Genomic DNA, 25,214 nt, shown 5'->3' on the forward strand with positions numbered 1-25,214 from the left:
CCGGATGATTGATTTGTCCGATCGTGCCACTATGTTCCGACACAACGCATCAACGATCCTGCAAACCGAATGAAATGGACACCATCTTGAACACTCGCGTGATCCTGTCTGACGAGGCCAGCCGCAGCGTGGGCGAACTGCCGCCCGAACATCCGCCGGTCAAAATCCAGAAGATCGGCGTTCTGCTGGTCAATCTCGGCACGCCCGACGGCACCGATTACAAGTCGATGCGGCGCTATCTCAAGGAGTTCCTCACCGACAGGCGGGTGATCGAATGGTCACGTGTGTTCTGGTACCCGATCCTGTTCGGCATCGTTCTCAACACCCGGCCCGGGCGTGTCGGCAAGGCCTATGAGACGATCTGGAACAAGGATCTCGATGAAAGCTATCTGCGGACCTATACCCGCAACCAGGCTGACAGGCTCGGCGCCTCGCTGGCGGCCCATCCCTCGGTCAAGGTCGACTGGGCAATGCGCTATGGCCAGCCTTCAATTCCCGACAAGCTGCAGGCGCTCAAGGATGCCGGCTGTGACCGCATCGTGCTGTTTCCGCTCTATCCGCAATATGCTGCCGCCACCACCGCTACGGTCAATGACAAGGCCTTCCAGGCGATGATGGACATGCGCTGGCAGCCGGCGCTGCGAACCGTTCCGCCCTATCATGACGATCCGGCCTATATCGAGGCGATCGCCAATTCGATCGAGACCCATATCGCCGGTCTCGACTGGAAACCGGAAGTGGTTCTGGCCTCCTTTCACGGCATTCCGCAATCCTATTTCCTCAAGGGCGACCCCTATCACTGCCAGTGCCTGAAGACCGCGCGGCTGGTCCGCGAGCGGCTGGGCTGGTCGAAGGAAAAGCTGGTCCCGACCTTCCAGTCGCGCTTCGGGCCGGAAGAATGGCTGCAGCCCTACACCGACAAGACCGTCGAGAAGATGGCCCAGGACGGCGTCAAGCGCATGGCGGTGATCAATCCCGGCTTCGTCTCCGACTGCCTCGAAACGCTCGAGGAAATCGCCGTCGAGGCAGCCGAGACTTTCCATCACAACGGCGGCGAGCACTTCACCCATATCCCCTGCCTCAATGATTCCGATGGCGGTATGAAAGTGCTTGAAACCATTGTCAGGCGCGAATTGCAGGGCTGGGTCTGAACCGCGTTCTCGCCCTCCGGCCCAAAGTCTGACAGTTTTGCCAAGATAATCGCCCTGCGGGATCGTTAGGTCTTGCCGGACCGGCCGGCTGTGTGAAAGGGTCCGCGGAATCCGAGTTAAGAGGCTGAGGAGGCCTGGGGCATGTTGGGACTGGATATCACGGTCATCGTCGTCGTCGTCATCGCAATTCTGGTGCTGTTTTCCGGGATCAAGACTGTGCCGCAGGGCTTTGCCTTCACAGTCGAGCGCTTTGGCCGCTACACCAAGACGCTGACGCCGGGACTGAACATCATCGTTCCCTTCGTCGACCGGATCGGCCGCAAGATCAACATCATGGAACAGGTGCTCGACATTCCCACCCAGGAAGTCATCACCGGGGACAATGCGTCGGTTTCCGCCGATGCGGTGTCGTTCTACCAGGTCCTCAATGCTGCCGAGGCCGCCTACGAGGTCTCGAATCTCGAACAGGCGCTGCTCAATCTGACCATGACCAATATCCGCTCGGTGATGGGGTCGATGGATCTGGACGAACTTCTGTCCAACCGCGACGCGATCAATGACCGGCTGCTGCGTGTCGTCGATCAGGCCGCAGCTCCCTGGGGCATAAAGATCACCCGCATCGAGATCAAGGACATCGCCCCGCCGGTGGATCTGGTCGAAGCGATGGGCCGGCAGATGAAGGCCGAACGCGAAAAGCGCGCGGATGTGCTGGAAGCCGAAGGCTCGCGCAATGCCCAGATCCTGCGGGCCGAAGGCGCCAAGCAATCCGCCATCCTCGAGGCCGAAGGCCGTCGCGACGCCGCATTCCGCGACGCCGAGGCCCGCGAACGGCTGGCCGAGGCCGAGGCCAAGGCGACGCAGATGATGTCGGTCGCGATCGCCGAAGGTGATCCCGCAGCGATCAACTACTTCGTTGCGCAGAAATACACCGAAGCGCTGGGTCAGATCGCCTCGGCAAAGAACCAGAAGGTCATCTTCATGCCGCTCGAAGCCTCCGCCCTGATCGGCAGCCTGGGCGGCATCGGTGCAATCGCCCGCGACGTGTTCGGCAGGGATGGCGACCCGTCACCGGCCAGTCCATCGTCCGCGCCGCGCCAGTCGCGCAGCACCACCACCCCCGGCATTTCCGCCGGACTGACCCCGGAGCGGGACGCATGATTGCCGGACTGGCAGCCGAGCTCGGCCCGTGGATCTGGTGGATCATCGGGCTGGTGTTTCTCGGGCTCGAGATCCTGATCCCGGGCGTCTTTCTGCTCTGGATCGGACTGGCGGCGATCATCGTCGGCGCCCTGTCCTTCCCGCTATGGGGCACGCAAGTCTGGGGCTGGCAATTGCAGGTGCTGATTTTCGCTGTGCTGGCGGTGGTGATGGCGCTTGTCGGCCGCAAGCTCACCGGATCGAATGCGGAAAGCGACCAGCCAATGCTCAACCGCCGCACCGAAGGACTGGTCGGACGCACGGCAACCCTGCAAGATGCCATCAATGACGGCAAGGGCCGCATCAGGCTTGATGACACGACCTGGATCGTCGAGGGCCCGGAACTGCCCGCCGGCGCACGGGTGCGCATTGTCGCCGCGCAAGCCGGCAGCCTCACTGTCGAGCCTGCCTGACGCCTGCAAGCTGCCAGCGGTCAGGCCACGCCGATCCTGAGCAGATCATGGAAATGGACGATGCCGATCGGCAACAGGTTCTGATCGGTCACGATCAGCGCGCCGATGGCATTCTGGTTGAGGATGGCCATGGCGGTGCTGGCAAGCGCTGTCGGCGCGATCGTCTTCGGCGCGCTGGTCATGATCGTGTCGATCGGCCTGTCGACCAGGTTTTGCCCCAGATTGCGCGCCACATCGCCATCGGTGACAATGCCGATCAGCCGGCCATCGGGACCTGTCACACCCACACATCCGAACTTGCACTGGGAAAGCGTCATGATGGCTGCCTGCGCCGGCGTGCCCGAGGGCACCAGCGGCACCGAATCGCCGGTGTGCATGACATCGGCGACATGCGCCAGATTGGCGCCCAGCTGGCCGCCGGGATGGAAGGTGTGAAAATCGCCGGCTGTAAAGCCCTTGGCTTCCAGCAGCGCAACCGCCAACGCGTCGCCCAGGGCCAGTTGCATCAGGGTTGATGTGGTCGGCGCCAGGCCATGCGGACAGGCCTCCTGCTCGCGCGGCAGCAGCATGACGATATCGGCTTCCCGCGCCAGGGTGGATTGCTCGCCGGCCGTGAACGCCACCAGCGGGATCTGGAACCGGCGGGAATAGGCAAGGATGCCCTTGAGCTCGGCGCTTTCGCCGGACCAGGACAGCACCAGGATCGCATCGTCGCGCGCGATCATTCCCAGGTCGCCGTGATTTGCTTCCGCCGGGTGGACGAAATGCGACGGTGTCCCGGTCGAGGCCAGCGTTGCGGCGATCTTCGCGCCGATATGTCCGCTCTTGCCGACACCGGTGACAATCACCCGGCCGGTGATCACGCCCAAGGCCTCGACAGCCCGCACGAACGGCTCCGCCAGACCATTTTCCAGGGCTGCGGCGAGCGCATCCAGACCATTCTTCTCGGTCCGGATCGTGCGCCCCGCCGAAAGCACGATATCTTGGGTCGGGTAGTTTTCCAGGATCTTCTTCATCAGGCGGGAATATCGCGTTGCCGTGGCCGTGTCCATCAAGCAGGCGATCAATCTGCCAAAAGCCGGACCGGAAACCTTGCGTTAACCACAAGTGTTTACGGTTTCACAAGATTTGGATGAGTCCGGACCCGACCACGCATGCGCAATCCCAGCGACAAGATACAGACGAAAGCGACAGCGCTCCGCGCGGGCTATCGCCTGGGCGTGTCCGCGGCCTGCCTGCTGTCGGCGCTTGCTGCCGCTCAGGCGCAATCCGTCAATGGTTCGTCCACCCTCCCCGAGACCTACGACTTGCGCGGCACCACCACCCAGGCCTCCACGCCGCAATCAAGGGCCGCAGCCACCCTGTATGGCGCTCTGCCGACAAGCCGCGATGACCAGGCTTCGCTGCCCGGCATTGAGGAGGCAATCGGCACCACTCAAGCCGACGCACCGACGCAGCAGACGGATACGGCGCAGCCGCAAGACCAGACCGGCAGCATTGCCCCGCCCACCCAGCTGAGCCAGGCCGACCAGGACTTTGCCGACAGTCTCGGAGCCCAGAATGCCCGGATCGGCACCGTCGACGGGCTGCCTGAAGCAGAGCAGCCCGATCCCTCTGCGGTTCCGGGCTTCATGCTCGGAACCTTGACGCTGCGACCGACAATTGATCAGAAGATCGTGCGCGAGACCGTCAGCTTCGGGGCGGACAAGACCAGCCGGACCTACAGCGAGACGACCGTATCCGGCACCCTGCAGTCGGACTGGTCGCGCCATCAGCTTGCCATCGACGGTTCGGCGAGCTGGGAGGAAAACATTTCCGGCACCGGCACAGAATCGCCGGAGGCCGATCTCGATGCGCGTCTGAACCTTGATCTGGCAAATGACCTCACTGCGATCATCGGCGCGGGTTACAGCTATTCCCAGGAAAGCAGCACCGATGCCAATGCCATCGCCGGTGCGGCAACACAGTCAGGCATCCACGATCTGCGCGCCAGCGTCGGCCTGCAGCGGGATCTCGGCCTGTTGCGCGGCACCACCACTCTGGAAATGACCCGCACGCTCTATGGCGATGTCACCCTGCCCGATGGCGGCACGGTCGCCGTCAATGATCGCGACACCGTCGGCGCCGAACTCACCACCCGCATCGGCTATGCGCTGTCACCGGCGCTGATTCCCTTTCTGGAAGCCTCGGTCGGGCGCGAGAAATACGACCAGCGTATCGACAGCACCGGCGCCGAGCGCTCCTCGAACACCTATGGCGTGCGTGCCGGCGCCGAGATCGACATGGGCGAGAAGCTCTCCGGGGAACTGGCGGCAGGCTATCTTCTGCGGGAGCTCGATGACGCCAGCCTGAATGATATTTCCGGTCTCACCCTGGACGGCACCCTCACCTGGTCGCCGCTTCGCGGAACCAGTGTCCTGCTGGGCGTGGCCACGACGGTGGAAGCAGCCACGGCAGCCGGCGAATCGGGCGCGATCGTCTACCAGCTCAATTCCGGCCTGACCCAGCAGATCCACAGTGCCGTTGTGGCCCGCCTGGGCGGCACGGCGGAGTTTACCAATTACACCGCTGGCGGCGGCCGCGGCGACGAGCGCATCTATGGCGCCTCGGCCGGCCTGACCTGGAGCATCAACCGCTATCTCGACCTGGAGGCCGAGGCCAGCTACGAACTGACCCGCAACCCGGGCATTCCCGACGAGAAGACCACCCGCATCGGGCTCGGCCTGAAATTGCGGAGATGACCGGCCGGACCAGCGGCCCGGCACGGTGATCCTGTCAGCAAAGAACGCTAGGCGCGGTTGATCAGGCTCTTCAGCGCGGCTTCGACGCGCGGCCGGATATCTTCCCGTTCAAGCGCAAAGGCGACATTGGCCAGGATGAAACCTTCCTTGGAGCCGCAGTCATAGGTTTCTCCGCCAAAGGGATAGGCCGAGAAGGATTGCTCATCGGCAAGCTTGAGCATGGCGTCCGTCACCTGGATCTCGTTGCCGGCGCCACGTTCCTGCCTGGACAGGATGTCGAAAATTTCCGGCTGCAGGATGTAGCGGCCATTGATGAAGAAATTCGACGGCGCTGTGCCGGCGGCGGGCTTTTCGACCATTTCGGTGATGCGGAAGCCGCCGTCGAGCTCCTCGCCCTTGCCGACGATGCCGTATTTGTGGGCGAGATCGGGATCACACTCGCCCACGGCGACGATATTGCCGCCAACCTTGTTGTAGAGCTCCACCATGCCCGTCATGCAGCCGACCCGGTCGCGCATCACCATGTCCGGCAGCAGCAGGGCAAAGGGTTCGTCACCGACGATGTCGCGGGCACACCACACGGCATGGCCCAGGCCAAGCGGCGCCTGCTGGCGGGTGAAGCTGGTGGCGCCCGCCTTTGGCAGCATGTCTTCGAGCGATCGCAATTCGACGGTCTTGCCGCGTTCGCGCAGCATTGCTTCCAGTTCGAACTGGATATCGAAATGGTCTTCGATCACCGCCTTGTTGCGTCCGGTGACAAAGACAAAATGTTCGATGCCGGCTTCCATCGCCTCTTCAACGACGTATTGGACCACCGGCTTGTCGACAACGGTCAGCATTTCCTTGGGCACGGCTTTGGTCGCCGGCAGAAAGCGGGTTCCCAGTCCGGCAACCGGGAGAACTGCTTTTCTGATCTTGCGGAATTCGCTCATATTTTTCCCTCATTCTTCATCGATAAACCTGTCGGTTGCATCCTGGCCGCGCAATCTTGCACGACTGCACAAGCATTGGGAACCGGCAAAGGCTGCATCGCGTGTCTTTATATGGTAAACGATTTGTTGACGGCTACGGGTTATGATTGCCTATCAGTCACCCCTTGAAGCCCCAACGACAGGATGCTTGGAACATGATCCGATCGCCCAGGAATTTTGCTCGCGCCGCCGGCCTTTGCCTCTTTGCCGGAATTCTGGCTCCCTTGCCCGCCCATGCTGACGCCGGCTTCCGGCAATGGGTCTCAAGCTTCTACAGCACAGCGGCAAAATCCGGAATCTCGCGCTCGACCTATGAGAAGGCCTTCAACGGCGTCACCACGCCGGATCCCGAGGTCCTGGAAAAGGCGCGCTACCAGCCTGAATTCACCACCAAGGTCTGGGATTATCTCGATTCCCGGGTCAATCCCTACACCATTGCCAAGGGCCGTGAAATGGCGGCACGCCATGCCAAGACCCTGGCGGCCATCGAACGGCATTTCGGCGTGGACGCCTCCGTTCTTCTGGCGATCTGGTCGATGGAATCCAATTATGGCGAGATCCTCACCAAGACGGACCGGCTGCACTATGTGCCGCAAGCCTTGGCCACACTGGCCTATGCCGACAAGAAGCGCGCCAAGTTCGCCCGCAACCAGCTGGTGGCAGCGCTGAAGATCCTTCAGGCCGGCGACATCTCGACCCGGGAAATGACCGGGTCCTGGGCCGGAGCGATGGGCCACACCCAGTTCATTCCCACAAGCTATCTCGCCTTCGCCGTCGATGCTGACGGCAACGGCCATCGCGACATCTGGAACTCCATCCCCGACGCCTTGTCGACCGCGGCGAACCTTCTCAAGAAGAACGGCTGGAGACCCGGCGAGACCTGGGGTTACGAGGCCGTCACCCCACGCGGCGGCGCCAAATATTCGGGCCAGACCAAGACCCTGTCGCAATGGACGGCACTCGGCTTCACCCGGCCCGACGGCAGGAATTTCCCCAACGGGGACAGGCGCGCCGAGCTGAAAATGCCCGGCGGCGCCAATGGTCCGGCCTTCCTCATGAGCAAGAACTTCTTCGTCCTCAAGCGCTACAACAACTCCGATTCCTACGCGCTCGGCGTCGGCGTGCTGGCCGATGAGATCGCCGGCTATGGCGGCGTCGACCAGCGCTGGCCGCGGCCCGCGGGCACCCTCGACGTCAAGGAAAAGTTCGAGCTGCAGTCGCGACTCAAGAAACTTGGCTATTATGACGGCGAGATCGACGGCAATTTCGGCTCCGGGTCACGCGCCGCGATCGCCAGCTTCCAGTCGCGTGCCGGCTTGACCGGCGAAGCGATTCCGTCGCAGAAGATACTGGAGGCGATCCGCCGCCACTGATCACCGGTGAGCGCTGGGTCGCGACTGTTCCGAGGTCGAACCGGAGATAGATCCCGCGTGTTTGCTCGTTTGCCAATCCTGCGCCTTGTGGCCGTCCTGCTGATCGCTGTCCTGGCGGGCGGGACGGTGCTGCAGGGTGCGCAGACGGCTGCGGCGCAGGAGCGCGTCGAGCGCAAATCCATCCTGCAATTGCTGTTTGGTGGCAACAAGAGCCAGAAACCCGCGGCCTCCACCGCCACGGCGCCGCGCACCAGCCGGGTGAAGAAACCCGCACGCACCACCAGGGCAGCCGCCCCGCCGGAGCCGAAGGTGGAAAAGCTCGAAGACGCACGGAAGATCCTCGTGCTCGGCGACTTTCTGGCCAATGGCGCTGCAGACGGCCTGACCGAGGCCTTTGCCGAGGCGCCGGGCGTTGTGGTTGTCGACCGGACCAATGGATCATCCGGTCTGGTCCGTGACGATTATTACAACTGGCCCGAAAACGCGCCCGGTATCGTCGAAGAGGTCCAGCCGGCGATCATCGTCGTCCAGGTCGGATCCAATGACAGGCAGCAGCTCGTCGTCAATGGCGAGCGTGAGGCCGTCCGCTCGGTCAACTGGATGGCCGAATATGAGCGCCGCACCCAGCAGCTGATCAGGATCCTGCGGGCCGGCAACACGCCGCTTGTATGGATCGGCCTGCCGGCCTTCAAATCCCCCAGCATGACCACGGACATGGTGGCGCTCAACGGCGTCTACCGCAAGCTCGTCGCCCAGGCCGGCGGCGAATTCATCGACATCTGGGACGGCTTTGTCGACGAGGAAGGCAAGTTCATCTTCACCGGCTCCGATATCAATGGCCAGCAGGTCCGGCTTCGCGGCTCGGACGGCATCAACCTGACCAAGGCCGGCCGGCGCAAGATCGCGTTCTATGCGGAAAAGTCCGTGCGAAGGCTGCTTGGCGACGCTGCGGCATCCGGCGTGACCACGATGGATGATTCGGTATTTCCGGAACTGTTCATGCCGACGGCTCCCGGAGAGACTGCCGTCGCGGTGATGCGGACCATGCCCGTCGCCATGACCGATCCGGATCTGGACGGCGGTTCTGCCCTCCTGGGCGACATGCCGGCTTCAGCGAGCCTTGTCCGGTCGCCGCGCGACATGCTGGTGATTGACGGCATTCTGCCAGACCCGCCCGAGGGGCGCGCCGACAATTTTGCCTGGCCCAGGGCCAATCGCTGAATTCACACTGTGAGATTGCTTCTACTGCAGCTGTCCCCCCAGCGGGAGACAGCCGAGATGTTCCGTGCTCGTCGATCAGCGCGGCAGGTCGGTCGCGCCCATCAGGCTGAGATCGATTTCCCGCGCAGCCTGACGGCCTTCACGGATCGCCCACACCACAAGGCTCTGGCCACGCCGGACGTCGCCGGCCGCCCACAGCTTGTCGACCGATGTGCGGTAATCATCCTCATTGGCGACAATATTGGTCGAGCCGCGCCGGTCCACGCTCAGCGACAGCTTGTCGCCAAGCTCGCTGATGACACCGGTCTGCATCGCGCCCCGAAAGCCGATGGCGACGAACACCAGATCCGCCTTGATAACGAATTCGGATCCGGCAATCGGCTTGCGCTTTTCATCGACCTGGCAGCATTTCACGCCGCTCAGGACCCCGTTCTCGCCGATCAGTTCGAGCGTGCCGACCTGGAATTCGCGCACAGCGCCTTCGGCCTGCGAGGAGGACGTGCGCATCTTGGTTGCCCAATACGGCCAGACTGCGAGCTTGTCTTCCTTTTCAGGCGGCTGCGGCCGGATGTCGAGCTGCGTGACCTTGACCGCGCCCTGACGGAATGCCGTGCCGACGCAGTCCGATGCGGTGTCACCGCCGCCGATCACCACCACATGCTTGCCGCCGGCCAGCACCGGCTCCGACGGCCAGCCGACATTGTCGATGCTCTCGCGCGCAACGCGCTTGTTCTGCTGCACCAGATAGGGCATCGCATCATGCACGCCGACAAGGTCAGCGCCGGGAATGCCGACATCCCGCGGCGTCTCGGATCCGCCGGTGTAAAGCACCGCGTCATACTCGCCGAGCAATTCCTCGACACTCTTGTCGACACCGACATTGACGTTGCAGAAGAAGGTGACGCCCTCGCCTTCCATCTGCTCGATACGGCGGTCGATGAAATGCTTCTCCATCTTGAAGTCGGGAATGCCGTAGCGCAACAGGCCGCCGGGCTGGCTCTCGCGCTCATAGACGTGAACCTCATGGCCGGCACGGCCAAGCTGTTGGGCGGCCGCCATTCCGGCAGGACCGGAACCGATCAGCGCGACCTTCTTGCCGGTCTTGCTGGTGACGGCCTGCGGCACGATGAACCCGAGCTCATAGGCCTTGTCGGCTATTGCCTGTTCCACGGTCTTGATGGTGACCGGCGCATCCTCGAGATTGAGCGTACAGGCTTCCTCGCAAGGCGCGGGGCAGATCCGGCCGGTAAATTCCGGGAAGTTGTTGGTCGAATGCAGGTTGCGGATCGCCTCTTCCCAATTGTTGTTATAGACCAGATCGTTCCAGTCGGGGATCTGGTTGTGCACAGGACAACCGGTCGGTCCATGACAATAGGGGATGCCGCAATCCATGCAGCGTGCCGCCTGCTTCTGCACCTCCTGGTCGCTCATCCGGATGGTGAACTCGCGGAAATGGCGAATACGGTCCGACGCCGGCTGATACTTCGCCGTCTGCCGGTCGATTTCGAGAAAACCCGTTACCTTGCCCATAAATCTGTCCTGTTCACCTGAGAACCACGGCCGTTCCCGAGGCTGAAACCATCAGCATCGAGGAATTGCCACCGGCGGAGATGTTTTCATAATCGAGATCGATCCCGACGACTGCGTCGGCACCCATCCGGCTGGCCTCGTCCTGCATTTCGCGAAGCGCGATCTCACGCGCCTCACGCAAAGATTTTTCATATGACCCGGAACGGCCGCCGACAATGTCGCGAATGCCGGCGAAGAAATCCCGGAAGATATTGGTGCCGAGAATGGCTGCGCCCGTGACGATGCCCTTGTACTCGACGATCTCCCGCCCTTGGATGGTGTTGGTGGTGGATGTGATCATAGATCTCATTCCGCCGCCACGCCCATGCGCATCCGCTCCATGTCCTCAAGCGCACGCCGGTACTCGACCGGCATCACCTTGCGGAACTTGGGACGATAATCGGCCCAGTTGTCGAGGATTTCCTTGGCCCGCGTCGACCCGGTATAGTGCATGTGGTTGGAGATCAGCTGGAACAGCCGTTCCTCGTCATGCCGGGTCATGTCGCCGCTGACATCGACCCGGCCCTTGTGGGCAAGGTCGCCGCCATGGTGGTGCAGCTTCTCGAGAATGTCGTCTTCCTCGGGAACAGGCTCCAGCTCGACCATGGCCATGTTGCAACGGCTGGCGAAATCGCCGGCTTCATCCAGCACATAGGCCACGCCGCCGGACATGCCGGCTGCAAAGTTGCGCCCGGTTTCGCCGATCACCACGACCAGGCCACCGGTCATGTATTCGCAGCCATGGTCGCCGACGCCTTCGACCACCGCGATGGCGCCCGAATTGCGCACGGCAAAGCGTTCGCCGGCCACGCCGCGGAAATAGCATTCACCCTCGATGGCGCCATAAAGCACCGTATTGCCGACGATGATCGAGTTTTCCGCAATGACTTGCGAGTTTTGCGGCGGCCGCACGATGATGCATCCGCCCGACAGGCCCTTGCCGACATAGTCATTGGCGTCGCCTGCAAGATCGAAGGTCACGCCATGGGCCAGGAATGCACCGAAGGACTGCCCGGCGGTGCCGGTGAGCTTGACCGTGATGGTGTCTTCCGGAAGGCCCTTGTGACCGAACCGCTTGGCGATCTCACCTGACAGCATGGCGCCGGCGGAGCGGTCGACATTCTTGATCTTGACGTCGAACTCGACCTTTTCCCTGCTTTCAAGCGCAGGCATGGCCTTTTCGATCAAACGTCTGTCCAGTACATCGGCGATCGGATGGTTCTGGCGCTCGGTCCAGTAGGTCTTTTCCTTTGGCGCATCCGGCTTGTAGAAAATCCGGCTGAAATCGAGCCCGTTGGCCTTCCAGTGATCGATCATGCCATCCTTGGCCAGAAGCTCCGACTGCCCGATGATCTCATCGAGATTGCGATAGCCCATGGCGGCAAGCCATTCGCGCACTTCCTCGGCAACGAAGAAGAAGTAGTTTATGACATGCTCAGGCGTGCCCTTGAAGCGCTTGCGCAACACCGGATCCTGGGTGGCGACGCCGACCGGACAGGTGTTGAGATGGCACTTGCGCATCATGATGCAGCCCGCGGCAATCAGGGGTGCGGTGGAAAAGCCGAATTCATCGGCGCCCAGCAGCGCGCCGACGATCACGTCGCGGCCGGTCTTCAGCCCGCCGTCGACCTGCAGCGCAATCCGCGAGCGCAGCCCGTTGAGCACCAGCGTCTGGTGGGTTTCGGCAAGGCCGATTTCCCGAGGGCTGCCGGCATGCTTGAGCGAGGTCAGCGGCGACGCACCGGTGCCGCCGTCATAGCCGGACACGGTGATGTGGTCGGCGCGCGCCTTGGCCACGCCGGCCGCAACCGTTCCCACGCCAACTTCCGAGACCAGCTTGACCGAGATCGCGGCTTCCGGATTGACGTTCTTGAGGTCGAAGATCAGCTGCGCCAGATCCTCGATCGAATAGATGTCATGGTGCGGCGGCGGCGAGATCAGGCCGACGCCCGGCGTCGAATGCCTCGTCTTGGCAATCGTCGCATCAACCTTGTGGCCCGGCAACTGTCCGCCTTCGCCGGGCTTGGCGCCCTGGGCCACCTTGATCTGAATCATGTCGGCATTGACCAAATATTCGGTCGTCACGCCAAAACGGCCCGAGGCCACCTGCTTGATCGCCGAGCGTTCCGGATTGGCTCCGCCGCCATAAAGCGGCAGATAGCGATCGGGCTCCTCGCCGCCTTCGCCGGTGTTCGACTTGCCGCCGATCCGGTTCATGGCGACCGCAAGCGTCGAATGCGCTTCCCGGCTGATCGAGCCGAACGACATGGCGCCGGTCGAAAAACGCCGCACGATATCCGCCGCAGGCTCCACCTCGTCGAGCGGAACCGGCTTGCGGCCGCTGTCCTCACCCGTGCGGATCTCGAACAATCCGCGTATGGCGTTCATCCGCAGGGTCGAGCGGTTGACCATTTCGGCGAACTCGCGGTAGCGATCCTGCGCATTGCCGCGCACCGCATGCTGCAGCGCTGCCACCGCATCCGGCGTCCAGGCATGTTCCTCGCCGCGCATCCGGTAGGCATATTCGCCACCGACTTCCAGCGAGGTCGCCAGCACCGGGTCGTTGGAAAAGGCCAGACGGTGACGTTCCGCGGTTTCGGTTGCCACCTCGGCCAGTCCGACGCCCTCGATCGTGGTCGCCGTGCCGGTGAAATAGGTATTGACGAAATCGCTCGACAGTCCGATCGCGTCGAAGATCTGCGCGCCGCAATAGGACTGATAGGTCGAAATCCCCATCTTCGACATCACCTTGAGGATGCCCTTGCCGATGGCCTTGGTGTAACGCGCGACAACCTCGTATTTGTCGACTTCCGGCGGAAACTCGCCGCGATTGTGCATGTCGAGCAGCGTGTCGAAGGCCAGATAGGGATTGATCGCCTCGGCGCCGTAGCCGGCAAGACAGCAGAAGTGATGGATCTCGCGCGGCTCGCCGGATTCGACCACGAGGCCGACCGATGTGCGCAATCCCTTACGGATCAGATGATGATGCACCGCCGCCGTCGCCAGCAGAGCCGGAATCGCGATCCGGTCGGAACCGATCTGGCGGTCGGACAGGATGATGATGTTGTAGCCGCCGGTCACAGCCTCTTCGGCCCGGTCGCACAGCCGCTCCAGCGCGGCTTCCATGCCGCCCGAGCCCTTTTCGCTGGCATAGGTGAAATCCAGCGTCTTGGTGTCGAACCGGTCTTCGGTGTGGCCGATCGAGCGGATTTTCTCAAGATCGCCATTGGTAAGGATCGGCTGACGAACCTCGAGCCGCTTCTTCTTGGCAGCGCCCTTGTGATCGAGAAGGTTCGGCCGCGGTCCGATGAAGGACACCAGGCTCATCACCAGTTCCTCGCGTATCGGGTCGATCGGCGGGTTGGTCACCTGGGCGAAATTCTGCTTGAAATAGGTGTAGAGCAGCTTCGACTTGCGCGACATCGCCGAGATCGGCGTGTCGGTTCCCATCGAGCCGATGGCTTCCTGGCCGGTGGTCGCCATCGGCGCCATCAGGATCCTTGTGTCTTCCTGCGTGTAACCGAAAGCCTGCTGGCGATCGAGCAGCGACACATCCTTGCGCAGCGCGCGCGGTTCAACCGGCTTGAGATCTTCCAGAATCAGCTGAGTGCGTTCGAGCCACTCGCGATAGGGGTGCTTGTCCGCCAGTCCTGACTTCACTTCCGCGTCGGAAATGATGCGGCCTTCCTGCATGTCGATCAGCAGCATCTTGCCCGGCTGCAGCCGCCACTTCTTGATGATCGAGCTTTCGTCCACCGGCAGGACGCCGGCTTCGGATGCCATTATCACCCGGTCGTCATCGGTGACGATATAGCGTGCCGGGCGCAGCCCGTTGCGGTCGAGCGTCGCGCCGATCTGGACGCCATCGGTAAAGGCAACCGCCGCCGGTCCGTCCCACGGCTCCATCAGGGCTGCGTGATACTCGTAGAACGCCTTGCGGTCCGCGCTCATCGACGTGTTGCCGGCCCAGGCTTCCGGGATCAGCATCATCACCGCATGGGCCATCGAATAGCCGCCGCGAATCAGGAATTCGAGCGCGTTGTCGAAACAAGCCGTATCGGACTGGCCCTCATAGGAGATCGGCCACAGCTTGGAGATGTCGCTGCCGAACAGGGGCGACGAAACCGATGCCTGGCGCGCCGCCATCCAGTTGACGTTGCCGCGCAAGGTGTTGATTTCGCCATTATGGGCGACCATCCGGTAGGGATGGGCAAGCTTCCATGACGGGAAGGTGTTGGTCGAAAATCGCTGGTGCACCAGGGCGACGGCGGATTCAAACCGCGGGTCGCTCAGGTCCTTGTAATAGGCGCCGACCTGATAGGCCAGGAACATGCCCTTGTAGACGATGGTCTGCGTCGACAACGAGACGAAATAGAAGCCGTTGTCGCGCCCGTCGGTTTCGGAATAGACCCGGTTGGAAATGACCTTGCGAAGCACGAAGAGCTGCCGCTTGAACACGCTCTGGTCTTCGACGCCCTCACCACGGCCGATGAAAACCTGGACATGGCGGGGTTCGGTCGCTGCGATTTCCGGCGCCTTGGACAGCGACGAGTTGTCGACCGGCACGTCGCGAAAGCCGAGCAGGGTCTGGCCCTCGGCCGCCACAACCTCGGCGATGATGCCCTTGAGGTGATCGCAGAGCGCTTCTTCCTGCGGCATGAACACGAAGCCAACGGCGTAGTCGCCGGCTCCGGGCAGCGTCACGCCCTGGGCAGCCATCTCCTCGCGGAAAAACCGGTCCGGGATCTGCACCAGAAGGCCGGCGCCGTCACCCATCAGCGGATCGGCGCCAACGGCGCCGCGATGGGTGAGGTTTTCGAGCATGAACAAGCCGTCGCGCACGATCTGGTGCGACTTCACGCCTTTCATATGCGCGACAAAGCCGACACCACAGGCGTCATGTTCGTTGCGCGGATCATAAAGACCCTGTTTGGCCGGCAATCCAAAGGTCTGCACGGTGACAGGCTTGGTCTCGGCCTTGGCCGTACCAGCGCTCACATCCGTCCGAGATGGTGAAAGGTCTGCCATCTTCATTCCTCCTTCAAGACCGCCGCAGCGGTTGATTCCGGCTCGCCACCCGCCACCGCCGGGTGCGGCGACGCTTGCGTTCCGGATGCATCTGTCGTCTGGCCTCGCGTGCATGTTCTGCCTCACCCGGAAAGTCGCGGGCGCGCGGCGCGCTTTTGTATCATGAAGGGGCAAGACGGTCACCTTGAACCGGATGCTCGCGGAACAGCAATTTGCCATTCACATCCCCCTGCGCCCGCCTCGGCCTCAGCCAGGTGGCCAGAGCAGACACAAATAGGACAGTAAGGCTGTCCTATTTCGAGTGTTCTATGACAGAATGTATCCGCCTGCGCAAGATAGCGAAGCCAAAAACCTGATCGTCGCGACCGTAAATAATCGAAACGGGCGCCATGGCGCAAGATACTTACGTTGACATGCGGTTTTCCGGCGTTTTGCTGTTAAAGACCGAACCGGAGCGCTTTGCCGCTTTTTTGCACGCACGCCCTCTGGCGACGCACCGAAGACGCTTCAAGCCTGAAAGGTATTTTGAAAACAGCGGCATTTCGTGCCATAGCCTGTGCAACACCAGCTTCGGAGATTTACCGGTCATGATTTTCACTTCGGACAATTGGGCTGGCGCCCATCCTGCCATTTCCGCCTCGCTCTCGGCCCATTCAACCGGCTTCAGCGCGGCCTATGGCGCCAGCGATCTCGACCGCAAGGTCGAACAGACCTTCAATGATCTGTTTGAACGGGAGGTCGCGGTCTTCTTCGTCGGCACCGGCACCGCCGCCAATTCGCTGGCGCTTTCAGCGGTCAACCGGCCGGGCGGCGTCGCGTTCTGCCATCGCGAGGCCCATGTCATTGCCGATGAGTGCGGCGCCCCGGAATTCTTCAGCAATGGCGCGCGGCTTGCACCGGTGGATGGCGCTGCGGGCAAGATGGATCCGGCAGTTCTGGAAACACAGATCGGCCGCTTTCCCCCGTCCTTCGTGCATGGCGGCCAGCCCATGGCCGTGACGCTGACCCAAGCCACCGAGGCCGGCACCGTCTATACCGCCGATGAAATCCGCGCCATCTCGAAGATTGCAAAGGCCCATGGCCTGCCGCTGCACATGGACGGCGCCCGGTTTGCCAATGCCCTGGTGGCGCTTGACCTGACGCCCGCGCAAATGACGGTCGATCTCGGTGTCGACATCGTCTCCTTTGGCGGCACCAAGAATGGCTGCTGGTGTGCCGAAGCGCTGGTGTTTCTCGATCCCGCGATGGCCACCCAGGCGCCCTTCATCCGCAAGCGTGCAGCACAGCTGTTTTCCAAGAGCCGGTTCATCGCCGCCCAGTTCGACGCCTATTTCGAAAACGGCCTCTGGCTTGACCTCGCCCGTCACGCCAACGGTATGGCCGATCGCATCCGCAGCGGCATTGCCGCGTCAGGCCGGGCGCGGCTGGGCTGGGACAGCTCCGCAAACGAGATCTTCCCGATCATGCCCAAGTCCCTGTCCAAGGAGCTGATGGCGAAAGGCGCGATGTTTTACGACTGGACGCCGCCCCAGTCCGTATCCCATCTCGTCGGCGCAGACGAGACCATGCTCAGGCTGGTCACCAGCTTTGCGACAACTCAGGATCAAGTCGACAGGTTTGTCGAATTGATCGCCTGATCATGCAGATCGGCATGACGCCCAGTGAAATGCGGGAGATTTCACCGGGTTCTGGACGCATTTTGCAGCATTGTTGCGGATGATCATGTGCATCGATTTCGTTCACGCCCAACTCACGCGCAAGTGATGCCGAATAACGCGCGCTTGATTTCCATGTTATTGTGCAATTTGCCATTCTCCACGGGCCGGAACGAAAAATTCCGGAAATTGGGTTGAATAATACATTCAAGGAGAACAGCATGACGCAGAAAACACTTATCGGTGCATCAGCACTTGCAGGCGCAGTGGCCATGGCCATTTCGGGCGCAAGCTTCCTCGCCTCCACCGATGGCGCTCTCGCAGCCACCGAAAAATGCTACGGCGTGGCCATGGCCGGCAAGAATGATTGCAAGGCCGGCGCAGGCACCACATGCGCAGGCACCTCCACCGTCGACTATCAGGGCAATGCCTGGAAGAGCGTTGAAGCAGGCACCTGCACCACCATGAGCCTTGATGGCGGCCGCATGGGTTCGCTGACCGAACTGGATCGCGACCTCCCGGCCTGAACCGGATCCACTTGTTAAACGGGAGTTTCGAGATGACGCAGTCCGCCCCACATTTGCCGATTGTCGGGACGTCCCGTTTTCCAAGCATCCCGCTTCCGCCTCGCGCGGGAGCGGGACTGAAGACCGAACATGTCGACGCCATTCTGGCGGATGACTACCAGATCGGCTTTCTTGAAGTTCACGCCGAAAATTTCATGGGCGATGGCGGCCCCGCCCACCGCGCGCTGGCAGCCATTCGCGAGCGCTTTGCGCTGTCCATACACGGCGTCGGCCTCTCGATCGGCTCCGAGGGCGGCATCAGCAGCGAACATCTGGAACGCCTCGCCAGGGTCGTCGAGCGTTACGAACCGGCGATGGTGTCCGAACATCTTGCCTGGTCCAGCCATGACGCCGGCTATTTCAACGACCTTTTACCCGTCCCCTACAATGCCGAGACGCTCGAAAGGGTGGTCTCCCATGTCGGCCAGATCCAGGACCGGCTCAAACGCCCGATCCTGATTGAAAACCCCTCGACCTATGTGGCCTTCGAGCAGACGACGATGAGCGAGACCGATTTCATCCGCGAGATTGCCCGCAAATCCGGTTGCGGCCTGCTGCTTGATGTCAACAATGTCTTCGTGTCGGCCACCAATCACGGCTGGAAGCCGATGCATTACATGCGCGATTTCCCGCTGGAACTGGTCGAGGAAATCCATCTTGCCGGCCATGCCGAGGATGTCGACGACGAGGGCGACCCGCTTCTGATCGACGCCCATGACCGACCGGTCGCCGACGCGGTGTGGAAACTCTATGAAATCGTCATCAGCCAGGCGGGTGCGATCCCGACGCTGGTGGAATGGGACAATGACGTGCCCGAATGGCCGGTGCTGCGCCGTGAGGCCCAGCTTGCCGACGCCATCCTCGCCCGTTTGGGACCGGCGTCCTTGCTCGGGTCTCGTCATGCCGCGGAATGATGAACTCCCGCCGGCAGCGCAGCTCGGGTTCGGATCGGCCCTGCTGAATTCCGACCTTCCGGTGCCTGAAGGGGTGATCGGTCCGCGCGGCAAAAGTGCGACCAAACGGTTTGCAGTCTACCGCAACAACATGACCGTCAGTCTGATCGAGGCTCTTGCAAGCATTTTTCCAGCCGTTGAGCGGCTTGTCGGCGAAGACTTCTTCCGCGACATGGCGCGGGTCTATCTGCTGGAAGAACCTCCGCGCACACCCTTGATGTTTGAATATGGCGGCGGCTTTGCCGCCTTCCTCGAAGGCTTCGAGCCGGTGGCCAAGCTGGTCTACCTGCCGGACGTCGCACGACTGGAACGCGCCTGGCTCGACGCCTTTCACGCAGCCGACGCTTCGCCATTGCCCCCCGGGGCGCTGGGCGCGATCCCGCCCGAGTGCCTGGGAGACGTGGTTTTCACGCCACATCCGGCGACACGCCTGGTGCAAAGCCGATACGCCTCCGTGTCGATCTTTTCGGCCAGCCGTGAAGAGCGACCGCTGGATGCCATCCGGCCGCTTGACCCCGAGGACGGCCTGATCACCCGGCCGCATTACGACGTGCAGGTCCGGCAATTGCCGCCCGGCGCCGCGGTGTTCTTCAAAGCCCTTATGGCCGGAACTTCGCTTGGTGACGCCGCCGGCCTGACACTGGAACAGCATCCGGGATTCGATCTGCCGTCCGCCATTTCAGCCATGCTCGAAGCCGGCGTTTTTTCAGCCTGTTCTCCCGGTCGGGCCCATTCGGAGCACAGCGCATGACATCCTCAATCAATTTTCTCACCGACCTTCATAACCGGGTCTTCGGTTTTCTCGAACGGATCGGCGACAGCTGGCTGCTCGGGCTGATTGCCCGCTTTGCCTTTGCCTCGGTATTGTGGATGTATTTTCTCAATTCGGCGAAAACCAAGGTCGGAGACGGCCTGCTCGGGTTCTTCTCGGTGTCCTCCGGCGCCTATTACCAGATCGCGCTGCCGGCTGTCGAAGCTGCCGGGGGCGATGTCGATGCGGTGTCCTTCCTGCCCTGGGGCCTGATCGTCATCCTGGGCACCTATGCCGAATTCATTCTGCCGCTGCTGATCGTCATCGGCCTGTTCTCGCGCCTTGCCGCGCTGGGCATGATCGGCTTCATCGCGGTGCAGACATACGTCGACATCACCGTGCATGACATCGGCGCCAAGGCCATCGGCGCCATGTTTGACCGCTTCCCCGACGTCGTGGTGGCTGACCAGAGGCTGCTGTGGCTGGTGCCGCTGCTGGTCATCGCCATCAAGGGTCCGGGACTGTTGTCGGTCGATGCGCTGCTGGCAAAGCGGCGCGGCTGACGGACGGCCAGAACGGGACTCCGGGCCCCGACTTTGCTGAGATACAAAAAATGGCGCCCAGTTTCCTGAGCGCCACATGGCCTGCCCCGAAAGGGGTTGAAATCAGGCCGTTGTTGCTTCGATCTGCTTGGGCTCTGCCCCGGCATCGCTGGTAATGGCGATACGGCGCGGCTTCATGGCTTCAGGAAGCTCGCGAACCAGATCCACATGCAGCAGACCGTTGCGCAGCGAGGCTCCGGTCACTTCGACATGGTCGGCCAGCTGGAAGCGGCGTTCAAACGCGCGTTTGGCAATGCCGCGATAGAGGTATTCCGAGCCGGAATCCTCATTTTCCTCGACCTTTTCACCCTTGACCGTCAGCGCATGTTCGCGCGCTTCGATCGAGATCTCGGACTCTTCGAAACCGGCCACCGCCATGGTGATGCGGTAGGTGGTCTCGCCGGTCCGTTCGATATTGTAGGGCGGATAGGACTGAGCCTGATCCGGTGTGGCCAGGCTGTCGAGCATGGTCAGCAGTTTGTCGAAACCGACAGTGGAACGATAGAGCGGTGCAAAGTCAACGTGACGCATAAGTGTCCTCCTTGAGAGCGACTAGGGTTAAGCGTTCTGGCCCTTGGGCTGCCCCGCATTGGGCGGCATCCCGGCCAGCAGACCCGACAATCGGCGCCTGCGAGACCAATGTGGGAATTGCCGAAGGCCGGTTCAAGATCTTTTCAATGCAGATGTGAACCGCACAAGACGGGATGAATGCGGGATGAACAGCAGGTTCCGGGAGCGTTCATCTGCCATCGGCAATGATCGCACCTGTCAGGCCAACACGGGCCTGTCCCGCCCGGAACATCCCGTCCCTTCTGTTCCAGGCACCTGTCCGGGGCCGCATCCGATGCGGCTCCGGACCTTTTTCCTTTTGACCTTGGCCTGGGGAAGCACTAATCCCGATCCCATGAGCGATGATCCTCCCCAGCTGATCGAGACCGATGGCAATCCGGTGCCGGGCAACCATGTGGTTGGCTGGTTCAACGGTGTCGGCGGCAAGCGGCTGCGCTATGCGATCTTCAAGTCCGATGTCCCGGTGGCGGCCGGCACCGTGGTCTTGCTGCACGGCCGCAATGAATGCATCGAGAAATATTTCGAGACCATCCGTCATTTCACCGATCGCGGGCTCTGGGTGGCGACCTTCGACTGGCGCGGACAAGGGCTGTCGCAGCGGCTGCTGAAAAACCCCTTGCGCGGCCACCTGCGCCGGTTCCGGCACATGGAAGCGGATCTGTCGACTTTTCTCGAAACCATCGTATTGCCGGAAACAAGACTGCCGTTCTGCCTGGTCGCCCATTCGATGGGGGCGCTGGTGGCGCTGTCGATGGCGCCCCGGCTTGCCAACCGCATTGAACGCATGGCGCTGATTGCCCCCTTTGTCGAACTCTCCAACCAGCCGATCTCGTCCTGGACCACCCGGGTGATCACGCGGGCGCTTCGCCTGGCAGGTTTCGGCTGGCTCAGCTCCGGCAAGGATCGCTTCCCGCAGCCTTTCAAGGGCAATGCCCTGACCACCGACATCGACCGGTTTTCCCGCAACCAGGCACTCTATCTGGCCCATCCCGAATTGCGCCTTGGGCCGCCCACGGTCTGCTGGGTCAGCGAAATGCTGGGCGCGATGGGGCGGGCCACCAGCTTCGAGCATCTCGACCAGGTCCATGTCCCGACCCTGCTGATCGGAGCCGGCAACGACCCGATTGTCGCGCCGCATGCCATCGAAGCCGTCGGCAACCGTTTCCGCGCCGGCCGGGCGATCATGATCGATGGCGCCCGCCACGAAATCCTCCAGGAGGCCGACCGCTACAGGCTGGCAGCACTGGCTGCGATCGATGCCTTCATCCCGGCCGATCAGATGTCGAAAGTGCTCACGAAAAAAGCCGTCAGCCAGCCCGGTTGAGCAGCTCCAGCGCCGCCTGGTGCAGCTCGGGCGAGCCGCTGGCGACAATGCTGCCGCCATGTTCGGGGCGATCGCCGCTCCAGGTCGTCATCACCCCGCCTGCCTGCTCGACCAGCGAAATCAGCCCGCCGACATCATAGGCCTTGAGCCCGGACTCCACCACCAGATCGATATGTCCGGCAGCAACCATGGCATAGGCGTAGCAATCGCAGCCATAGCGGGCGAGCTGAACGGCATCTTCCACCCGCTTGTAGGCCGGCTCCAGATCGGCGGGGAAAATCGCGGGCGACGTGGTCATCATGGTCGCCTGGCTCAGCGGAACCCCCTTGCGGGTCTGCATCCGCGTTGACTTGCCATTGCGCCAGACGAAGGCGCCGTCGGGTGAGCCGATGAATCTCTCGCCGGTGAAGGGCTGGTCCATCATGCCCATCACCGCCCGTCCCTTGTGATAGAGCCCCACCAGCGTGCCCCAGACCGGCAAACCGGAAATGAAGGCGCGGGTGCCGTCGATCGGATCGATCACCCAGACATAATCCCGGTCCAGGCCGATATCGTCCTGCTCTTCGCCGAGAATTCCGTGGTCAGGATAACGTTCGGTGATCACCTGCCGGATGGCTTTTTCGGCCTCGCGGTCAGCCTCTGTGACCGGATCAAATCCGCCGACATGCTTGTTGTCGACGGTGACGGCCATGCGAAAACGGGGAAGCGTTTGCGTCGCCGCGGCTTCGGCGATGGTGTCGAAAAAGGCAATTTCAGGAAGCACAGCGAACTCCGGACTGGGACAGGATTGGGGGCGGGGCAAGGGATCCGTTTTTACGCATCTGTCCTGACCCGGGCCGGTATGAAAAGCAAGTGCGGCAAGCAAAGGCTCGACGGACTCTTCGCACATGCAAAATAATTCTTCGGCACAATTGACTTTTGTGCAATGCAGCATTAACAATTACTGACAGTCTTTTGACTGCAAATGCCCTCCTTGGGCGTTTCCTCCCTAGATTTTGCCGCGCCTCGTGCGCGGTTTTTTTTGGTCTTGCATCCCGGGATCAGCTATTCGGCGGCAAGGCGGTCATCACCGAGATCTTCGCGCACATGCGCCATCATCTCGCCGGCAAACTCGCCCAGATCGGCTTTCAGCAGGTCGAAGCCAGCGGTCTTCTCGAGCGTATCCTCATTGACATAGAGTCCGCGGTTGATCTCGATCTGCAGCGCATGCAGGCCCCGCGCCGGCCGGCCGTAATGCTCGGTGATGAACCCGCCGGCATAGGGCTTGTTGCGCACCACATTGTAGCCGAGGCTCGACAGGATCGACACCGCGGCGTGCGAGAGATCATGGGCGGCGCTGACGCCGTAACGGTCGCCGATGATCATGTCCGGCCGCCGGTTGCCGCCGGCCACGCGGATATTGGCCGGCATCGAATGGCAATCGATCAGGATCGCCTTGCCGAACTGGACATGGGTCTGGGCAATCATCCGGCGCAAGGTGGCGTGGTAGGGCCGGTACACCCGCTCGATGCGCGAGAGCCCCTCCTCCACGCTGAGCCGTCCCCGGTAGATATCCATGTTTTCGGCCACCAGCCGCGGAATCGTGCCAAGCCCCCCGGCCACCCGCATCGAGCCGATATTGGCAAATGACGGCAAGGTGCCGTCAAACATGCGCGGATCGAGCTCATAGGGTTCGCGGTTGACGTCGAGCCAGGCCCGCGGAAACTGCGCCGCCAGCAGCGGCGCCCCCAGCTGGATCACCCCGGCAAACAGTTCATCGACATAATGGTCCTCGGACCGCCGGATCGAAGTCCGGTCAAGCCGCGACATCGCCAGAAACGCGTCCGGATAGACCCGCCCCGAATGCGGCGAATTGAACACGAAAGGCTCGGTCTGTTGCATCGGGCGGCGAATCTCGAAGGGCGCAACAGCGTGCGAAACTGTGTCTGGCGCGTTGTTCGCACCCGGCATATCAGCTTCGCGCATATCTTTCCCTTTGCTGCAACCGCTTGAATCACCATGCCATCTGCCTCCACAGCTGTCCAGTGCGTCACAACTTGACCGCAAAAGCGCCATCATTCACCTGATGTTTACCGGAATTGCACATAGATGACTCAGGCAGCGCTGCGAGCGCACGATGACAGGTTTGGAAAAAGAAATGACGCCGAAGATCCTCCTCGCCGAAGATGACAACGACATGCGCCGGTTTCTGGTCAAGGCACTGGAAAAGGCCGGCTATGAAGTCCGATCCTTTGACAATGGCGCAAGCGCTTACGACCGGCTTCGTGAGGAACCCTTCAATTTGCTGCTGACCGACATCGTCATGCCGGAAATGGACGGCATCGAGCTGGCGCGCCGCGCCACCGAACTTGACCCCGATCTCAAGGTCATGTTCATCACCGGCTTTGCCGCCGTGGCGCTCAATCCCGATTCCAAGGCGCCCCGGGATGCCAAGGTGCTGTCCAAGCCGTTCCATCTGCGCGACCTGGTCGACGAGGTCAACAAGATGATTCTCGCCGCCTGACGAACCGGCCGAACCTCGTTCCACCACCACCCCGCATGCCCCGTTTCCCGCGGGGATATACTGCTTTCCGATGCCGCTGACGCCGTTGCGACGCAGGCCGCGACGCCTCTCCGCGCCATCGCGCCGGCCAGCCCGCAAGGGGCATGAAAAAAACCGGTGGATTTCATGTTGACGCGACAGGGTATTGTGTGGTGTATGCGGCGCATCGGATGGGCGTATAGCTCAGCGGGAGAGCACTACATTGACATTGTAGGGGTCACAGGTTCAATCCCTGTTACGCCCACCATCCGATCCTCTCATTTCAATAGCCGACGCACACGCGCCTAGAACCGGCGTGATGTCTTGCGCGGTTCAGTCGCGCATTTCGGCCCCGCCCAAGGGCCGGGCGGCACGCTCAGCGCTAGGCCGACGCTCCGGATTCCGCGGGAATCGCCTCGCGGCCCCATTCCCCCCGTTCCGCCATGCCCCCGATGCAGTTCAAGGCGCGGTCTGCAGCGGCAAGCCGAGCGAGGCACCGGCCTCAGGACTGACCCTATCAGAACAGATCCGTCGGCCCAAGGCAGGGCCCGCGCGACAACAGCGGCTGCAGCGCGGAAGCAACGCGCAGGGCTTCTCGCCCCCGTCCG

The 25,214-nt window shown here is 62.1% G+C and carries 20 protein-coding genes, 1 tRNA gene and 1 pseudogene; 14 read left to right on the forward strand and 8 right to left on the reverse strand.

Going from position 1 to position 25,214, the window contains the following annotated elements; translation table 11 throughout:
- The first annotated feature begins 74 nt into the window (after nucleotides 1–74).
- From hemH to OEG82_RS21440, 3 genes are all read left to right on the forward strand, one after another.
- Entirely contained in the window at nucleotides 75–1,151 is a 1,077-nt protein-coding gene (gene hemH, locus OEG82_RS21430) for a ferrochelatase (protein WP_267614368.1), read from the forward strand.
- 141 nt (nucleotides 1,152–1,292) lie between these two features.
- Nucleotides 1,293–2,309: an SPFH domain-containing protein gene (locus tag OEG82_RS21435; protein WP_267614369.1), complete on the forward strand. Its 1,017-nt coding sequence runs from the start codon at nucleotides 1,293–1,295 to the stop codon at nucleotides 2,307–2,309.
- Nucleotides 2,306–2,761 carry an NfeD family protein gene (locus OEG82_RS21440; protein ID WP_267614370.1) on the forward strand — a complete coding sequence of 152 codons (456 nt, stop codon included), beginning with the start codon at nucleotides 2,306–2,308 and terminating at the stop codon, nucleotides 2,759–2,761. Before OEG82_RS21435 ends, OEG82_RS21440 begins: the two co-directional genes overlap by 4 nt.
- 20 nt (nucleotides 2,762–2,781) lie before the next feature.
- Here the strand turns inward: OEG82_RS21440 and OEG82_RS21445 are convergent, their stop codons facing one another.
- Nucleotides 2,782–3,777: a KpsF/GutQ family sugar-phosphate isomerase gene (locus OEG82_RS21445; RefSeq protein WP_267614371.1), complete on the reverse strand. Its 996-nt coding sequence runs from the start codon at nucleotides 3,775–3,777 to the stop codon at nucleotides 2,782–2,784.
- Between the two features lie 138 nt (nucleotides 3,778–3,915).
- Between OEG82_RS21445 and OEG82_RS21450 the strand changes: the two genes are divergently transcribed.
- Nucleotides 3,916–5,502 carry an outer membrane beta-barrel protein gene (locus tag OEG82_RS21450; protein WP_267614372.1) on the forward strand — a complete coding sequence of 529 codons (1,587 nt, stop codon included), beginning with the start codon at nucleotides 3,916–3,918 and terminating at the stop codon, nucleotides 5,500–5,502.
- A gap of 47 nt (nucleotides 5,503–5,549) precedes the next feature.
- On the opposite strand, the gene galU is transcribed toward OEG82_RS21450, so the two are convergent.
- Nucleotides 5,550–6,434 (reverse strand): UTP--glucose-1-phosphate uridylyltransferase GalU, encoded by an 885-nt coding sequence (gene galU / locus OEG82_RS21455; protein ID WP_267614373.1) that lies wholly within the window; start codon nucleotides 6,432–6,434, stop codon nucleotides 5,550–5,552.
- A 194-nt stretch (nucleotides 6,435–6,628) separates the two neighbouring features.
- On the opposite strand from galU, the gene OEG82_RS21460 reads away from it, so the two are divergent.
- Nucleotides 6,629–7,846 carry a lytic murein transglycosylase gene (locus OEG82_RS21460; RefSeq protein ID WP_267614374.1) on the forward strand — a complete coding sequence of 406 codons (1,218 nt, stop codon included), beginning with the start codon at nucleotides 6,629–6,631 and terminating at the stop codon, nucleotides 7,844–7,846.
- Between the two features lie 57 nt (nucleotides 7,847–7,903).
- Nucleotides 7,904–9,067 carry an SGNH/GDSL hydrolase family protein gene (locus OEG82_RS21465; RefSeq protein ID WP_267614375.1) on the forward strand — a complete coding sequence of 388 codons (1,164 nt, stop codon included), beginning with the start codon at nucleotides 7,904–7,906 and terminating at the stop codon, nucleotides 9,065–9,067.
- Nucleotides 9,068–9,142: 75 nt separating this feature from the next.
- On the opposite strand, the gene OEG82_RS21470 is transcribed toward OEG82_RS21465, so the two are convergent.
- From OEG82_RS21470 to gltB, 3 genes and pseudogenes are all read right to left on the reverse strand, one after another.
- Nucleotides 9,143–10,597: a glutamate synthase subunit beta gene (locus tag OEG82_RS21470; RefSeq protein WP_267614376.1), complete on the reverse strand. Its 1,455-nt coding sequence runs from the start codon at nucleotides 10,595–10,597 to the stop codon at nucleotides 9,143–9,145.
- 13 nt (nucleotides 10,598–10,610) lie between these two features.
- Nucleotides 10,611–10,937, reverse strand: coding sequence for a heavy metal-binding domain-containing protein (locus tag OEG82_RS21475; RefSeq protein WP_267614377.1), 327 nt, complete (start codon nucleotides 10,935–10,937; stop codon nucleotides 10,611–10,613).
- 5 nt (nucleotides 10,938–10,942) lie between these two features.
- Nucleotides 10,943–15,580 (reverse strand): annotated as a pseudogene (gene gltB, locus OEG82_RS21480) (glutamate synthase large subunit); the annotation flags it as partial.
- Nucleotides 15,581–16,251: 671 nt separating this feature from the next.
- Here gltB and OEG82_RS21485 point away from each other — a divergent pair.
- From OEG82_RS21485 to OEG82_RS21505, 5 genes are all read left to right on the forward strand, one after another.
- Nucleotides 16,252–17,301, forward strand: a complete 1,050-nt coding sequence (locus OEG82_RS21485) for a threonine aldolase family protein (RefSeq protein WP_267614379.1) — start codon at nucleotides 16,252–16,254, stop codon at nucleotides 17,299–17,301.
- A gap of 239 nt (nucleotides 17,302–17,540) precedes the next feature.
- Nucleotides 17,541–17,846, forward strand: coding sequence for a BufA1 family periplasmic bufferin-type metallophore (locus OEG82_RS21490; RefSeq protein WP_267614380.1), 306 nt, complete (start codon nucleotides 17,541–17,543; stop codon nucleotides 17,844–17,846).
- A gap of 32 nt (nucleotides 17,847–17,878) precedes the next feature.
- Nucleotides 17,879–18,799 carry an MNIO family bufferin maturase gene (gene bufB, locus OEG82_RS21495; protein WP_267614381.1) on the forward strand — a complete coding sequence of 307 codons (921 nt, stop codon included), beginning with the start codon at nucleotides 17,879–17,881 and terminating at the stop codon, nucleotides 18,797–18,799.
- Nucleotides 18,786–19,589, forward strand: coding sequence for an HvfC/BufC N-terminal domain-containing protein (locus OEG82_RS21500; RefSeq protein WP_267614382.1), 804 nt, complete (start codon nucleotides 18,786–18,788; stop codon nucleotides 19,587–19,589). The genes bufB and OEG82_RS21500 overlap by 14 nt, the downstream gene beginning before the upstream one ends.
- Entirely contained in the window at nucleotides 19,586–20,152 is a 567-nt protein-coding gene (locus OEG82_RS21505; RefSeq protein ID WP_267614383.1) for a DoxX family protein, read from the forward strand. Before OEG82_RS21500 ends, OEG82_RS21505 begins: the two co-directional genes overlap by 4 nt.
- Before the next feature lie 102 nt (nucleotides 20,153–20,254).
- Here the strand turns inward: OEG82_RS21505 and OEG82_RS21510 are convergent, their stop codons facing one another.
- Nucleotides 20,255–20,722 (reverse strand): Hsp20 family protein, encoded by a 468-nt coding sequence (locus OEG82_RS21510; RefSeq protein WP_267614384.1) that lies wholly within the window; start codon nucleotides 20,720–20,722, stop codon nucleotides 20,255–20,257.
- 373 nt (nucleotides 20,723–21,095) lie between these two features.
- On the opposite strand from OEG82_RS21510, the gene OEG82_RS21515 reads away from it, so the two are divergent.
- A complete protein-coding gene (locus OEG82_RS21515) occupies nucleotides 21,096–22,085 on the forward strand; it encodes an alpha/beta fold hydrolase (RefSeq protein ID WP_267614385.1) in 990 nt (329 codons plus the stop codon).
- On the opposite strand, the gene hisN is transcribed toward OEG82_RS21515, so the two are convergent.
- Nucleotides 22,069–22,848, reverse strand: coding sequence for a histidinol-phosphatase (hisN, locus tag OEG82_RS21520; protein WP_267614386.1), 780 nt, complete (start codon nucleotides 22,846–22,848; stop codon nucleotides 22,069–22,071). The two genes, OEG82_RS21515 and hisN, sit on opposite strands and share 17 nt — an antisense overlap.
- Nucleotides 22,849–23,129: 281 nt before the next feature.
- Nucleotides 23,130–24,035 carry an N-formylglutamate amidohydrolase gene (locus OEG82_RS21525; protein WP_425497661.1) on the reverse strand — a complete coding sequence of 302 codons (906 nt, stop codon included), beginning with the start codon at nucleotides 24,033–24,035 and terminating at the stop codon, nucleotides 23,130–23,132.
- A gap of 187 nt (nucleotides 24,036–24,222) precedes the next feature.
- Between OEG82_RS21525 and cpdR the strand changes: the two genes are divergently transcribed.
- Together cpdR and OEG82_RS21535 are read left to right on the forward strand one after the other, a co-directional pair.
- The gene (gene cpdR / locus OEG82_RS21530) at nucleotides 24,223–24,588 is read left to right on the forward strand and encodes a cell cycle two-component system response regulator CpdR (protein ID WP_047032170.1); all 366 of its coding nucleotides are present in this window, start codon (nucleotides 24,223–24,225) and stop codon (nucleotides 24,586–24,588) included.
- Nucleotides 24,589–24,799: 211 nt separating this feature from the next.
- A tRNA-Val gene (locus OEG82_RS21535) sits at nucleotides 24,800–24,874 on the forward strand.
- Nucleotides 24,875–25,214 lie beyond the last annotated feature (340 nt).

Origin of the sequence: Hoeflea ulvae (genome assembly GCF_026619435.1) — a bacterium.
Lineage (GTDB): Bacteria > Pseudomonadota > Alphaproteobacteria > Rhizobiales > Rhizobiaceae > Hoeflea > Hoeflea ulvae.

What these genes read in the sequence shown, in the direction of transcription:
- hemH (WP_267614368.1), top strand. Translation starts at nt 75, where the DNA reads ATGGACACCATCTTGAACACTCGCGTGATCCTGTCTGACGAGGCCAGC.
- OEG82_RS21435 (WP_267614369.1), top strand. Translation starts at nt 1,293, where the DNA reads ATGTTGGGACTGGATATCACGGTCATCGTCGTCGTCGTCATCGCAATT.
- OEG82_RS21440 (WP_267614370.1), top strand. Translation starts at nt 2,306, where the DNA reads ATGATTGCCGGACTGGCAGCCGAGCTCGGCCCGTGGATCTGGTGGATC.
- OEG82_RS21445 (WP_267614371.1), bottom strand. Translation starts at nt 3,777, where the DNA reads ATGAAGAAGATCCTGGAAAACTACCCGACCCAAGATATCGTGCTTTCG.
- OEG82_RS21450 (WP_267614372.1), top strand. Translation starts at nt 3,916, where the DNA reads ATGCGCAATCCCAGCGACAAGATACAGACGAAAGCGACAGCGCTCCGC.
- galU (WP_267614373.1), bottom strand. Translation starts at nt 6,434, where the DNA reads ATGAGCGAATTCCGCAAGATCAGAAAAGCAGTTCTCCCGGTTGCCGGA.
- OEG82_RS21460 (WP_267614374.1), top strand. Translation starts at nt 6,629, where the DNA reads ATGATCCGATCGCCCAGGAATTTTGCTCGCGCCGCCGGCCTTTGCCTC.
- OEG82_RS21470 (WP_267614376.1), bottom strand. Translation starts at nt 10,597, where the DNA reads ATGGGCAAGGTAACGGGTTTTCTCGAAATCGACCGGCAGACGGCGAAG.
- OEG82_RS21475 (WP_267614377.1), bottom strand. Translation starts at nt 10,937, where the DNA reads ATGATCACATCCACCACCAACACCATCCAAGGGCGGGAGATCGTCGAG.
- OEG82_RS21485 (WP_267614379.1), top strand. Translation starts at nt 16,252, where the DNA reads ATGATTTTCACTTCGGACAATTGGGCTGGCGCCCATCCTGCCATTTCC.
- OEG82_RS21490 (WP_267614380.1), top strand. Translation starts at nt 17,541, where the DNA reads ATGACGCAGAAAACACTTATCGGTGCATCAGCACTTGCAGGCGCAGTG.
- bufB (WP_267614381.1), top strand. Translation starts at nt 17,879, where the DNA reads ATGACGCAGTCCGCCCCACATTTGCCGATTGTCGGGACGTCCCGTTTT.
- OEG82_RS21500 (WP_267614382.1), top strand. Translation starts at nt 18,786, where the DNA reads ATGCCGCGGAATGATGAACTCCCGCCGGCAGCGCAGCTCGGGTTCGGA.
- OEG82_RS21505 (WP_267614383.1), top strand. Translation starts at nt 19,586, where the DNA reads ATGACATCCTCAATCAATTTTCTCACCGACCTTCATAACCGGGTCTTC.
- OEG82_RS21510 (WP_267614384.1), bottom strand. Translation starts at nt 20,722, where the DNA reads ATGCGTCACGTTGACTTTGCACCGCTCTATCGTTCCACTGTCGGTTTC.
- OEG82_RS21515 (WP_267614385.1), top strand. Translation starts at nt 21,096, where the DNA reads ATGAGCGATGATCCTCCCCAGCTGATCGAGACCGATGGCAATCCGGTG.
- OEG82_RS21525 (WP_425497661.1), bottom strand. Translation starts at nt 24,035, where the DNA reads ATGCCGGGTGCGAACAACGCGCCAGACACAGTTTCGCACGCTGTTGCG.
- cpdR (WP_047032170.1), top strand. Translation starts at nt 24,223, where the DNA reads ATGACGCCGAAGATCCTCCTCGCCGAAGATGACAACGACATGCGCCGG.